The organism is Amycolatopsis sp. NPDC003865, from assembly GCF_053605345.1.
Genome location: NZ_JBSGJA010000010.1, coordinates 298,743 through 312,547, shown reverse-complemented (window position 1 = coordinate 312,547; position 13,805 = coordinate 298,743). Strand labels below are relative to the sequence as shown.

Annotated in this window: 3 protein-coding genes and 1 pseudogene; 3 read left to right on the top strand and 1 reads right to left on the bottom strand. The window is 74.7% G+C overall.

What is annotated here, in order from left to right; all coding sequences use genetic code 11:
- Positions 1–19 precede the first annotated feature (19 nt).
- The 3 genes and pseudogenes from ACWEVP_RS25005 to ACWEVP_RS24995 form a co-directional block, all read left to right on the top strand.
- A pseudogene (locus tag ACWEVP_RS25005) lies at positions 20–10,432 on the top strand (type I polyketide synthase); the annotation flags it as partial.
- On the top strand, positions 10,429–11,187 hold the full coding sequence (locus tag ACWEVP_RS25000) for a thioesterase II family protein (protein WP_452064971.1): 759 nt from the start codon (positions 10,429–10,431) through the stop codon (positions 11,185–11,187). The pseudogene ACWEVP_RS25005 and the gene ACWEVP_RS25000, both read left to right, overlap by 4 nt.
- Positions 11,188–11,198: 11 nt before the next feature.
- On the top strand, positions 11,199–12,449 hold the full coding sequence (locus ACWEVP_RS24995) for an activator-dependent family glycosyltransferase (RefSeq protein ID WP_452064970.1): 1,251 nt from the start codon (positions 11,199–11,201) through the stop codon (positions 12,447–12,449).
- 33 nt (positions 12,450–12,482) lie between these two features.
- Here ACWEVP_RS24995 and ACWEVP_RS24990 read toward each other — a convergent pair whose 3' ends face one another.
- Positions 12,483–13,679 carry an aminotransferase class I/II-fold pyridoxal phosphate-dependent enzyme gene (locus ACWEVP_RS24990; RefSeq protein WP_452064969.1) on the bottom strand — a complete coding sequence of 399 codons (1,197 nt, stop codon included), beginning with the start codon at positions 13,677–13,679 and terminating at the stop codon, positions 12,483–12,485.
- Between the last annotated feature and the right edge of the window lie 126 nt (positions 13,680–13,805).

The following is a 13,805-nucleotide window of genomic DNA, read 5'->3' as shown; positions in this document are numbered from 1 at the left end:
CGGGGGCGACGTGAACGAGGAGAAGCTGCTCGGCTACCTGCGCAAGGTCACCGCCGACCTGCACGAGACGCGTGAGCGGCTGCGGGCCGCCGAGGCGGGCGCGCCCGAGCCGATCGCGATCGTGGCGCTGGCGTGCCGGTTCCCCGGCGGTGTCGAGACGCCCGAGGACCTCTGGCGGGTCCTGGAGACCGGCACCGACACGCTGACGGACTTCCCGGACGACCGCGGCTGGGACCTCGACGCGGTCTACCACCCCGACCCGGCGCACCCGGGCACGAGCTACGTCCGCCAGGGCGGGTTCGTCCGCGACGCGGGCGCGTTCGACGCCGCCTTCTTCGGGATCTCGCCCCGCGAGGCCGTCGCCATGGACCCGCAGCAGCGGCTGCTGCTCGAAACCTCTTGGGAGGCACTGGAACGCGCCGGGATCGACCCGCTGTCCCTGCGGGGCGAACCGGTCGGCGTGTTCGCCGGCACCAACGGCCAGGACTACCCGGGGCTGCTCAGCCTCGCCCCCGGCGTCGGCGACGGCTACGAGAGCACCGGCAACGCGGCCAGTGTCCTTTCCGGACGGATCGCCTACGCGCTCGGCCTGGAGGGCCCGGCCGTCACGGTCGACACGGCGTGCTCGTCGTCGCTGGTCGCGCTGCACTGGGCGGCGCACGCGCTGCGCGAGGGGGAGTGCGCCCTCGCGCTCGCCGGCGGGGTCACGGTCATGACCACGCCCGGCGCGTTCATCGGGTTCAGCAGGCAGCAGGGACTGGCCGCGGACGGCCGGTGCAAGGCGTTCGCCGACACCGCCGACGGCACCGGCTGGGGCGAAGGCGCCGGGGTCGTCCTGCTGGAACGGCTGTCCGACGCCCGCCGCAACAACCACCCGGTGCTCGCGCTCGTCGCGGGCTCGGCGATCAACTCCGACGGCGCGTCGAACGGGCTCACCGCCCCGAACGGCCCGTCGCAGCAACGGGTCATCCGCGCCGCACTGGCCGACGCCGGCCTGTCGCCGTCCGAGGTGGACGCCGTGGAAGCGCACGGCACGGGGACCGGCCTGGGCGACCCGATCGAGGCGCAGGCCCTGCTGGCCACCTACGGACGCGACCGCCGGACGCCGCTGTGGCTCGGCTCGGTCAAGTCGAACCTCGGGCACACCCAGGCCGCCGCGGGGGTGGCCGGGGTGATCAAGATGACCCTCGCGCTGCGCAACGGCGTCCTGCCGAAAACGCTGCACGTCGACCGGCCCTCGTCGCGCGTGGACTGGTCGGCCGGCGACGTCCGCCTGCTGACCGAGCCGGTCCCGTGGCCGGAGGAAGGGCGGGTGCGCCGCGCGGGCGTCTCGGCGTTCGGCGTCAGCGGGACCAACGCGCACGTGCTCCTGGCCGCGCCACCTGCCGAAGAACCCGCGCCGGTGACCGCAAGCACACCGGACGTCGTGCCGTGGGTCCTTTCCGGACGGTCGGAAGCCGCTCTGCGCGCTCAAGCCGCGCGGCTGGCCGGGGTCGAGGGTGATCCCGCCGGGATCGGGCTGGCGCTCGCCACGACCCGCTCGGCCTTCGAGCACCGGGCAGTGCTGGTCGGCGACGCGGCCGAGCTGGCCGCCGGAGCGCGTGCGCTCGCCAAGGGCGAGGAGGTCCCCGTACGTGGCATGGTCACCGAAGGGCTGACCGCGTTCCTGTTCACCGGCCAGGGCGCCCAGCGCGCCGGCATGGGCCGCGAGCTGTACGACCGGTTCCCGGCCTACGCCGACGCGTTCGACGAGATCTGCGCCCACTTCGACCGCCACCTCGACCGGCCGCTCAAGACGGTCGTCGATTCCGGGGTGGACCTCGACGAGACGGCGTTCACCCAGCCCGCGTTGTTCGCGGTCGAGGTCGCGCTGTTCCGGCTGCTGGAATCCTGGGGCGTGACGCCCGACCACCTCGCCGGGCACTCCATCGGCGAGCTGGCCGCCGCCCACGTCGCCGGCGTCTTCTCCCTCCCCGACGCGGTCGAGCTGGTCGCCGCCCGCGGACGGCTGATGCAGGCGCTCCCGCGAGCCGGGGCGATGGTCGCCGTCCAGGCGACCGAAGCCGAGGTGACGCCGCTGCTCACCGGCGCCGTCTCGCTCGCCGCCGTCAACGGCCCGGATTCGGTCGTGGTGTCCGGCGACGGCACCGGGGACATCGAGCGGCACTTCGCCGCGCTCGGCCGCCGGACCCGGCGGCTCACCGTCTCCCACGCGTTCCACTCCCCGCTGATGGACCCGATGCTGGCGGAGTTCGGGCGGGTCGCGGCGCGGATCACCTACACCCGCCCGCGGCTCCCGGTCGTCTCGACGGTGACCGGGACACCGCTGACCGACGAACTGGCGACGCCGGAGTACTGGGTGCGCCAGGTCCGGGAACCCGTGCGGTTCGCCGCCGCCGTGGCGGCGCTCGCGGACCTCGGGACCACCCGCTTCCTGGAGGTCGGGCCGCACGGCGTGCTCACCGCGATGGCCGAGGAGTGCCTGCCGGGCGCGACGGCCGCCGCGCTGCTGCGCAAGGACCGCGACGAGGTCCGGACCGCGCTCACCGCCGTGGCGACGCTGTACGTCCGGGGCGCGCGAGCCGGCTGGGGCGCGCTGTTCCCCGGCGCGCGGGCCTGCCCCCTGCCGACCTACGCGTTCCAGCGCGAGACCTACTGGCCGGAGCTGCCCCGCCCGGCCGGCGGCAGCACCGGCGACGCCCTGCTCAAGCTCGGCTGGGTGCCGGTCCCGGCGGCCGAGCCCGTCCCGGCGACCTGGGCGCTGCTCGGCTCCGGCCACCGGGAACTCGCCGCGGGCCTGTTCGCCGAGCTGGGTGCCCTGTCCTGTCACCCCGACCTCGACGGCGTCGCCGAAGCGGGCTCGCTGCCCGACGTCCTCGTCGCCCCGTTCCTTTCACGGTCCGAAGTGGACACGCCCGGCGAGGCGGCCCGCCGCGCGCTGCACCTCGTGCGCTCCTGGCTGGCCGACCCGCGGTTCGACGGCCGCACCCTGGTCGTGCTGACCCGCGGCGCCGCCGTCGCCGACGGCGTTTCGGACCTCGCGCAGGCCCCGGTGTGGGGTCTGGTGCGCTCGGCCGCGGCGGAGAACCCCGGCCGGTTCGTGCTCGCCGACGTCGACGACCCGGCGGCCGCGCGTCTGCTGCCCGCCGCGCTCGCCACCGGCGAACCCGAGTTCCTGCTGCGCGACGGCGAAATCCGGGCGTCCCGCCTGACCAAGGCGGCCGAGCCGGGGCCGTCGGCGTCCTTCGGTCCGGAAGGGACGGTCCTGGTCACCGGCGGGACCGGGGCGCTGGGCGCGCAGATCGCGCGGCACCTGGTCGCCCGGCACGGCGTGCGGTACCTGCTCCTCGCGAGCCGCCGCGGCCCGGCCGCCGCCGGCGCCGCCGAACTGGCCGCCGAGCTGACCGAGCTGGGTGCCGAACCGGTCGTCGCGGCGTGCGACGCCGCCGACCGCGACGCGCTGGCCGCACTCTTGGCGGCCATCCCGGCCGACCGGCCGCTGACCGGGGTCGTCCACGTCGCCGGGGTCCTCGACGACGGCGTGGTGTCCGCGCTGACCCCCGAGCGCCTCGACACGGTGCTGCGGCCCAAGATCGACGCCGTCACGAACCTCCACGAGCTGACCGCGGGCGCCGAGCTGACGGCGTTCGTTCTTTTCTCCTCGATCTCCGGCACGCTCGGCCCGGCCGGGCAGGCGAACTACGCGGCGGCCAACGTCTGGCTCGACGCGCTGGCCCGGCACCGCCGCGACCGCGGCCTGCCCGGGCTCGCGCTCGGCTGGGGCCTGTGGGCGCAGGACGGCGGCATGACCGGCGGGCTCGCCGACCGCGACCGCCGCCGCCTGGGCGCCACCGGGATGATCCCGCTGTCCACCGGGGAAGGTCTCCGGCTGTTCGACGCGGCCTGCCGCGGCGGCGAACCCGCGGTGCTGCCGATCCGGTTCGACTTCGACGTGCTGCGCGCCGCCCCGGCCCTGCCGCCGGTCTTCGCCGGGCTCGTCCCGCCCCGGCCGGCCGAACCGGTGGCCGAGCGGCCGGCCGACGTGCTCGACGTCGTCCGCACCGCCGTGGCGCTGGTGCTCGGCTACGCCGGCCCGGCGGCCGTGGCGCCGGAACGCGCGTTCAAGGACCTCGGCTTCGACTCGCTGACCGCCGTGGAACTGCGGAACCGCCTCGCCGCGGCCACCGGGCAGCGGCTGCCCGCCACGCTGATCTACGACTACGCCACCCCGAAGGCGCTGGCCGCGCACCTGGCCGGCGACGCGGCTCCCGCGGCACCGGTCCCGGTCGCCCCGACCGGCGACGACCCGATCGCGATCGTGTCGATGGCCTGCCGGTTCCCCGGCGGCGTCCGCACCCCGGACGACCTGTGGGCCCTGCTCGCCGACGGCCGGGACGCGATCGGCGGGTTCCCGGCCGACCGCGGCTGGGACCTCGACGCGCTCTACGACCCCGACCCCGACAGCGAAGGCACGTCGTACGCCCGCGAAGGCGGTTTCCTCGACGACGCCGCGTTGTTCGACCCCGGCTTCTTCGGCATCTCGCCGCGGGAAGCCCTCGCGATGGACCCGCAGCAGCGGCTGCTGCTCGAGACGTCGTGGGAGGCCCTGGAGCGCGCGGGGATCGACCCGGAGTCGCTGCGCGGCGCGCCGGTGGGCGTGTTCGCCGGGACCAACGGCCAGGACTACCCGGCGCTGCTCGCGCTGGCACCGAAGAGCGCCGAAGGCTACCTGGGCACCGGCAACGCCGCTTCCGTGCTCTCGGGCCGGATCTCCTACGCGCTCGGGCTCGAGGGGCCCGCGGTCACCGTCGACACCGCTTGCTCGTCTTCGCTGGTCGCACTGCACTGGGCGATCCAGGCCCTGCGCGCGGGGGAGTGCTCGCTCGTGCTCGCCGGCGGCGTCACCGTGCTGTCGACACCCGGGTCGTTCGTCGAGTTCAGCAGGCAGCGCGGGCTGGCCCCGGACGGGCGGTGCAAGGCCTTCTCCGACGACGCCGACGGCACCGGCTGGGGCGAAGGCTCGGGAATGCTGGTGCTGGAACGGCTTTCCGACGCGCGTCGCAACGGGCACCCGGTGCTCGCGATCGTGCGGGGCAGCGCGGTCAACCAGGATGGTGCCTCGAACGGGCTGACCGCGCCGAACGGGCCTTCGCAGCAGCGGGTGATCCGGGCGGCGCTCGCTTCGGCCGGGTTGGAACCGTCCGATGTGGACGCCGTGGAGGCGCACGGCACCGGGACGTCGCTGGGCGACCCGATCGAGGCGCAGGCGCTCATCGCGACCTACGGGCAGGACCGCGACCGGCCGCTGTGGCTCGGGTCCGTCAAGTCCAACGTGGGCCACACCCAGGCGGCGGCGGGCGTCGCCGGCGTCATGAAGATGGTGCTGGCACTGCGGAACGAGGTGTTGCCGAAGACCCTGCACGCCGACGTGCCGTCGTCCCATGTGGACTGGTCCGGCGGGGACGTGCGGCTGCTGTCGGATCCGGTGCCGTGGCCGGACGACCGCGTGCGCCGCGCCGGGGTGTCGTCGTTCGGGGTGAGCGGGACGAACGCCCACGTCATCATCGAAGCCGCACCCGAAGCGGAGCTTTCACGTGAAAGCCCCGCTCCCGGCTCGCTGACGGCGTGGAGCGTGTCGGGCCACAGCCCGGAGGCCCTGCGGGCGCAGGCCGGGCGGCTGCTGAACCACGTCGCGGCCGAGCCGGCCGAGATCGGCACGGCGTTGGCCGCACGGACCGTCTTCGCCCATCGGGCGGTCGTCGTGGGCGCCGGCCGGGACGAGCTGGCCGGCGGGTTGGCCGCCGTGGCCGCTGGCCGGCCCGCGCCCGGCGTCGTCACGGGCGTGCGCGCCGAGGGCGCGACCGCGTTCCTCTTCACCGGCCAGGGCGCGCAACGGCCCGGCATGGGTGCCGAACTGCGTCGCGAGTTCCCGGTGTTCGCCGACGCCTTCACCGAAGTCTGCGCGGAGTTCGACACCCACCTCGACCGGCCCCTGCGCGAAGTGATCGACACCGAACCGGCCCTGCTCGACCGGACCGGGTACACCCAGCCCGCGCTGTTCGCGGTCGAGGTGGCCCTGTTCCGGCTCCTGGAATCCTGGGGCGTCCGGCCGGACGCGCTGGCCGGGCACTCGATCGGCGAGCTGGCCGCCGCGCACGTCGCCGGCGTGTGGTCGCTGCCCGACGCCTGCACCGTCGTCGCCGCACGAGGCCGCCTCATGCAGGCCCTGCCCACCGGCGGTGCGATGCTGGCGATCGAAGCGAGCGAGAGCGAAGTCGTCCCGACGCTGCCCGCGGGGGTCGGCCTCGCCGCGGTCAACGGGCCCACGTCCGTCGTGGTCTCCGGTGCCGAAGACGGCGTCCTCGAGGTCGAGCGGCACTGGGCCGGCCGCAGGACCCGGCGGCTGCGCGTTTCGCACGCCTTCCACTCGGCGGACATGGACGCGATGCTCGCCGGCTTCGGCCGGGTCTTGAACGGCGTCACCTTCACGCCGCCGGCCATCCCGGTCGTTTCGACGCTCACCGGAGCGGTCGCGACCGAGCTGACCTCGCCGGAATACTGGCTGCGCCAGGCGCGCGGGACCGTCCGGTTCGCCGACGCCGTCGCCACCCTCACCGGGCTGGGCGTGACCCGGTTCGCCGAGCTGGGCCCGGACGGCGTGCTCACCGCGATGGCCGCCGCCTGCCTCGACGACCGCGCGCAGGCTGTCGCGCTGGTGCGCGAGGACGAGCCGCGGGACCTGCTGACCGGACTGGCGAAGCTGCACGCCGCCGGCTCCACTGTGGACTGGGCCCGCGTCCTGGGCGGGCGGGGCGACCCGGCGGCCCTGCCGACGTACGCCTTCCAGCACGAGCGGTTCTGGCCCGAGTTCTCCCCGGCACCGGCCGGGGACGTCACCTTGGCGGGCCTCGACCGCCCGGACCACCCGCTGCTGGGCGCGTCGGTCACGAACGCCGAGAACGGCACCGTGGTGTGCACGGGCCGGATCTCCCCGCGCACCCACCCCTGGCTCGCCGACCACGTCGTCGCCGGTCGCACGCTGTTCCCGGGCACCGGGTTCGTCGAGCTGGTCCTGCGCGCGGCCGAGCAGGCGGGTGCCGGCGGCATCGACGAGCTGGTCATCGAGACACCCCTGGACCTCCCCGGCGAAGGCGTCCAGCTTCAGGTCGTCGTCGGCGCGCCGGACGAGCCGGGGACGCGGGGAGTCACCGTCCATTCGCGACTCGACGACGAGCCGTGGACCCGGCACGCCAGTGGCAGGCTCGCCGCCGGACCCGGCCCGGCGCCCGACGACCTCGCGGAGTGGCCGCCGGCCGGCGCCGAGCCCGTGGACCTCGACGGCCTCTACACCGACGGCAGCGAATTCGGCTACGGCCCGGCTTTCCAGGGCCTGCGGGCGGCCTGGCGGCTCGGCGACGAGGTGCACGCCGAGGTGGCCTTGCGGCCCGAGGAACACACGGACGCTGCCCGGTCCGGCCTGCACCCGGCGCTGCTCGACGCGTCCCTGCACGTCTTGGGCACGGTCGCCGAGTGGGCGGGCCGCGCCTACCTGCCGTTCTCCTGGAGCGGGGTGACGCTGCACGCGAGCGGTGCCACCGCGGTCCGGGTCACGGTGACCCCGAACGGCCACGACACCGTCAAGCTGAGCCTGGCCGACCCGGCCGGCCGCGCGGTGGCGACGGTCGACGCGCTGGTGCTGCGGCCGCTGGCCGGGGCGGCCGCGCGACCGGTCCGGAAGGCGCACGACTCGCTGTTCCGGCTGGACTGGCGGCCGGTCCCGATGCCGCCGGTCGACGGCGCCCGGCGGTGGGCGGTGCTCGGTGCCGACGAGCTCGGGCTCGGGCCGGCGCTCGACGCGAGCGGCGTGACCTGCGAGTCCTACGTGGACCTCGACGCGCTCGGGACGGCGGTGGGGCTCGGCATGGCCGTGCCCGAGGCGGTGCTGGCCGTCCCGACGCCGGCGGCGGGTGCGCTACCGGATGCCGCGCGGGCGAGCGCCCATGAGGTGCTGGCCTTGCTGCGGGAGTGGCTGGCCGACGAGAGGTTCGCGGGTTCCCGGCTGGTGGTGGTGACCCGCGGCGCGGTGGCCGCCGCGGCCGGCGACGACATCCCCGCCCTGGCGGCCGCGCCGATCTGGGGCCTGGTCCGCTCGGCGCAGTCGGAGCACCCCGGCCGCGTGCGGCTCGTCGACTTCGCCGCGCCGACCGGCCGCGACCGGTCGGCGGCCGGGGTGCCCGGCGAAGAGCCGCGGCCGGCCGAGCGTGGGGCGGAGCGCCTCGACCCGCCGACCGGCCGCGACCGGTCCGCGGCCGGGGTGCCCGGCGAAGAGCCGCGGCCGGCCGAGCGTGGGGCGGGGCGCCTCGACCCGCCGAGCAGTCCCGACCGGTCCGCTGCCGCGCTGGCGGCCGCGGTCCTCAGCGACGAGCCGCAACTCGCGGTGCGCGAAGGCGCCCTCCTCGCCGCCCGGCTGAGCCGGGCCACCACGGAGTCCGCCACCGGGAAGCAGCCGTTCGGGCCGGACGGCACGGTGCTGCTGACCGGCGCCACCGGCAGCCTGGGCCGCGTGCTGGCCCGGCACCTGGTCACCGCGCACGACGTCCGCCGGCTCGTCCTGACCAGCCGGAACGCCGCCGTCGCCACCGACCTCCGGGACGAGCTGGCCGCGCTCGGCGCGGACGTCCGGCTCGCCACGTGCGACGCGGCGGACCGGGACGCGCTCGCCGAGCTGCTGGCGGGGATTCCCGACCTCGCGGCGGTCGTGCACGCGGCCGGCGTCCTCGACGACGGCGTCATCGAGGGCCTCACCCCGGGGCGGCTGGACGCGGTGCTGCGGCCCAAGGTCGACGCCGCCTGGCACCTGCACGAGCTGACCGCCGACCGCCACCTCTCGGCGTTCGTGCTGTTCTCCTCGGTGGCGGCCACCTTCGGCGCACCGGGGCAGGGCAACTACGCCGCGGCCAACGCCTTCCTCGACGCGCTCGCCGCCCACCGGGCCGCCCGCGGGCTGCCCGCCCAAGCGCTGGCCTGGGGCCTGTGGGAAACCGGGATGAGCGCCAAGCTGGACTCCGCCGACCGGAACCGGATGTCCCGCGGCGGCGTCCGGGCACTGCCGGTCGAGCAGGGGCTGGCGTTGTTCGACGCCGCCACCGCGCTCACCGAACCCGCGCTGGTCCCGGCGAAGCTGGACCTGTCCGGCGGGCCGGTCGCCGCTGTCCTCAAGGGACTCGTGCGCCCGGCCCGGCGCGCCGCGGCGGCCGAGGTGTCCGGAAAGGACACGCTGGGCAGGGCGTTGGCCGGCAAGTCCGCCGGGGAACGGGAAGCCGTCCTGCTGGATCTGGTCCGCGGCGCCGCGGCCACGGTGCTGGGGCACGCCGGTCCCGAAGCCGTCCGCCCGGACGTCGGGTTCCTCGTCGCCGGGTTCGACTCGCTCACCGCGGTCGAGCTGCGCAACACCCTCGGCGCGGCCACCGGCCTGCGGCTGCCGCCGACGCTCGTCTTCGACTTCCCGACCCCCGAGGACCTCGCGGCCCACCTGCGGGCGGAACTGAAGGTGACCGACGAACCGAAGGTGTCCACTGTGGACGCCGGAGAGACCCTCGGCGCGCTGTTCCGCACGGCCTGTGAGCTCGGCAAGATGAAGGAGGGCTTCGAGCTGCTGCACAACGCGGCGCTGCTGCGCCCCACCTTCGGCTCGGCCGCCGACCGGGAGAACGACCTCGGGTCGGTGAAGCTGGCCGCCGGGGAGCGGACACCGAAGCTGATCTGCTTCAGCTCCTACGTCGCCTTGGCCGGCGTGCACCAGTACGCCCGGTTCGCGTCGCCGTTCCGCGGCGACCGGGACGTCCACGCGCTGCCGGCACCGGGCTTCGTCAAGGGCGAGGCGCTGCCCACCAGCGTCCGCGCGGTCGCCGAGGTGCAGGCGGACGCGGTGCTGCGGGCCGCCGCCGGTGCGCCGTTCGTGCTGCTCGGTTCGTCCTCGGGCGGGATGCTCGCGCACGCCGCCGCCGAACTCCTCGAAGAGCGGGGCACGCCGCCGCTGGCCGTCGTCCTGCTCGACAGCTACCTGCCGCGCGCGGACTCGCCGCTGGACCGGTTCCGCGACGAGCTGTTCGGCGGCATGTTCGACCGCGAAGCGGTGTTCGCGCCGATGGACGCCGCGCGGTTGTCGGCGATGAGCTGGTACTTCCGGCTGATGGCAGGCTGGGAACCCGCGAAGCTGTCCGTGCCGCTGCTACTGGTCCGCTCGTCCGAGCCCCCGGTCGCCGACGCGGGGCTGGCGCCCGAGGAGTGGCAGACGCACTGGGACACCGCCGACACCGTCGTCGACGTGCCGGGCAACCACTTCACCATGGTCGAGGACCACGCCGCCACGACCGCCGAGACCGTGCGCGGCTGGCTCGGCACCACCCTCCAGGACGGAGTCCACGCATGACCGACGACCCGGAGCTGTGGCTCCGCCGCTACCACGACGCGGACGCGGGAGCCGTCCGGCTGTTCTGCCTGCCGCACGCGGGCGGCTCGGCCAGCTTCTACTTCCCGATGTCCGCCGGGCTCGGCCGCTCGGTCGAGGTCCTCGCCGTCCAGTACCCGGGCCGCCAGGACCGGCGGCTGGAGCCGGGGATCGACAGCCTGCCCGTGCTCGCGGACCGGCTCGCCGAAGTGCTCGCCGGGCGGACGGAGCGGCCGTTCGCGCTGTTCGGCCACAGCATGGGCGCGACGCTGGCGTTCGAGGTCGCCGCCCGGCTGGAACGGACCGGGGTGACCCCGCTGCACCTGTTCGCCTCCGGCAGGCGGGCGCCCGCCTGCCGCCGCGACGAATCCGTGCACCTGCTCGACGACGACGGCGTCATCGCCGAGGTGCGCCGGCTCGGCGGCACGAACGCGGCCGTGCTGGGCGACGAAGAGATCCTGCGGATGGCACTGCCCGCCATCCGCAACGACTACAAGGCCGCGGAGACGTACGTCAACGGACCGGGACCGAGGCTGGCCACGCCGATCACCGTGCTGACCGGTGACGCCGACCCGAAGACCACCCTCGACGAGGCGCGCGCCTGGGCGGGCCACACCGACGGCGAATTCGAGCTGAAGGTGTTCCGCGGCGGCCACTTCTTCCTCGCCGACCACCAGCCCGAGGTGCTGCGGCTGATCTCCGCGCGGCTGGCGGGCACGCTCTCCGGCCACCACTGAAAGGCGAACCCGTGCGCGTGCTGTTCGTGACCCTGGACGAGAAGTCCCACCTGTACTGCATGGTCCCGACGGCCTGGGCGCTCGTCGCGGCCGGGCACGAGGTGCGGGTCGCGGCGTCGCCGGGGTTCACCGACGTCGTGACCGGCACCGGGCTGACCGCGGTGCCGGTCGGCGCGGACAACACGATGCACGAGGGCATGAAGCGCAACCGCGACGCCCAGGAAGCCGACATCGCGAACTGGAACGACACCGATCCGGCGTCGCACACCTGGGAGGCCCTCCACCAGCGCTACACGTTCACCGTGTGGGCCGGGTTCGCCATCTACAACGACGACATGGTCGCCGACCTGGTCGCCTACGCGCGGGAGTGGCGGCCGGACCTGGTCGTCTGGGACGCGCTGACCTACGCCGGGGCGATCGCGGCGAAGGCCTGCGGCGCCGCGCACGTCCGGCAGCTGTGCTGGGCCGACGTCTGGTGCGCGATGCGCCGGACGTTCCTCGAGGTGCTGGCCGCGCAGCCGCCCGCGGAGCGGGAAGATCCGCTGTACGACTGGCTGGAGCTGACCGCCCGGCCGTACGGGGTGGGCTTCGCCGAGGAGCTGGTCACCGGCCAGGCGACGATCGACCCGCTGCCGGAGGCGCTGGGCGCGCGCTCCGGCGTCCGGCGGCTGCCGGTGCGGCACGTGCCCTACAACGGCCGCGCGGTCGTCTGGGACTGGCTGCGGGAGCCGCCGTCGCGGCCGCGGGTGTGCTTGACACTGGGTTCGTCCAACACGGACGCGTTCGGCGGCGACTACGTGTCCATTCCGGACATCCTCGACGCGTTGTCCGCCTTGGACATCGAGGTGGTCGCCGCTCTGGTGCCCGAGCAGCGGAAGCTGCTGGACGAGGTTCCGGCGAACGTCCGGGTCGTCGAATCGGTCGCGTTGCACACGGTGCTGCCGAGCTGCTCGGCGATCGTGCACCACGGCGGGTTCGGCAGCTACGGCGCGGCGCTGGTGGCGGGCGTGCCCCAGCTGACGGTGACCACGCCGATCGCCGACCACTTGCTGCGAGCTCGGCGGCTGGTCGACGAGGGAGCGGGGTTGTTGTTCACCCACAACGGTTTCACGGCCGGCGACCTGCGGACGTCGGTGGCGAGACTGGTCGGGGAACCCGGGTTCCGGGCCAACGCCCTGCGGTTGCGTGACCTGGCCTTGGCCCAGCCGACCCCGCACGAGCTCGTGGCGGACCTGGTGAAGCTGGTCGCCGAAAGGTCGTGAACGAGTCGTTCACGACCTTTCGGGGCGGTGTGCTCAGCGCGCGCGGGCGGCGAGGCGGCGGCGGATCTCGGGCGCGTGCTCGACAGCGAAGGCGATGAGCGCCGAGACCTCGCGAACCTGTTCGCCGGTGACCGAGGGCCCCGTCGGCAGGGTCAGCACCCGGCGCGAGAACGCGTCGGTGGCCGGCAGTGAGACCGGCCGCTCGGTCCGGTACGGCTCGCACTCGTGCACGCACGGCGAGAAGTACCGCTGTGCCAGCACGTTGTCCGCCCGCAGCAGCTCGAGGATCGTGTCGCGGGACAGGCCGGACTCCCCCTCGTCGACCTTGACGACGTTGTACTGGTAGCTGTTGCGGTTGTCCTCGTCGTAGCGGTGCATCTCCAGACCGGGGAGCCCGTCCAGCTCGGCGGCGTACTCCTCGTAGTGCGCGCGGTTGGCGGCGATGGTCGCGGGCAGCGCGTCGAGCGAGGTCAGGCCCATCGCCGCGGACGCCTCGCTCATCTTGGCGTTGGTGCCGGCGAACTCGGTGACGTGCTCCTCGCCCCAGCCGAAGTTGTGGGTGTAGCGGGCGCGCTGGGCGAACTCGTCGTCGTTGGTGACGATCGCGCCGCCTTCGAACGTGGTGACGACCTTCGCCGCGTGGAAGCTGAACATCTCCGCCTTGCCGAAGCCGCCGAGCGGCTGGGCGCCGAAGGTGCAGCCGATGCCGTGCGCGGCGTCGAAGAAGAGGGTCAGGTCGCGGGCCTCGGCGATCTTCTCGAGTTCCTGGACGGCGGCGGGCTGGCCCCACAGATGCACCCCGATCAGGCCGGTCGTGCGCGGGGTGATGAGGCTTTCGACCTGCTCGGGGTCGATGCACCCGGTCGCCGGGTCGAGGTCGCAGAAGACCGGCGTCAACCCGAGGTAGCGCATCGCGTGCGCGGTCGCGACGTAGGTCATCGACGGCATGATGACCTCGCCGGTCAGCCCGGCCGCCCGCGCCATCACCTCGAGGGCGATCGTGCCGTTGCAGGTGGCGACGCAGTGCTTGGCGCCGGCGTGGTCGGCGATTCGCGCCTCGAACTCCTTCACCAGCGGGCCGCCGCTGGTCAGGCGGCCGCTGTCCAGGGCGACTTCGAGCCGCTCGTAGAACTTCGCCCGGTCCCCGGTGCTCGGCTTCCCCACCACCAAGGTCTTCTCGAAGGCCATCGGGCCGCCGAACAGGGCCAGGTCGTCAACGCTCGTCTTCATGAAGGTCCTTCCCCAGGGGTCGCGGACTGCCCTTACCCGCGGCGACGTGCAATTCGTTGCTTTTAAACGATTGTTGAGATCCCCCTCGATGCGTCGTCTGCAGGATAGGGACGGTGTGCAGCGGCA

What these genes read in the sequence shown, in the direction of transcription:
- ACWEVP_RS25000 (WP_452064971.1), top strand. Translation starts at nt 10,429, where the DNA reads ATGACCGACGACCCGGAGCTGTGGCTCCGCCGCTACCACGACGCGGAC.
- ACWEVP_RS24990 (WP_452064969.1), bottom strand. Translation starts at nt 13,679, where the DNA reads ATGAAGACGAGCGTTGACGACCTGGCCCTGTTCGGCGGCCCGATGGCC.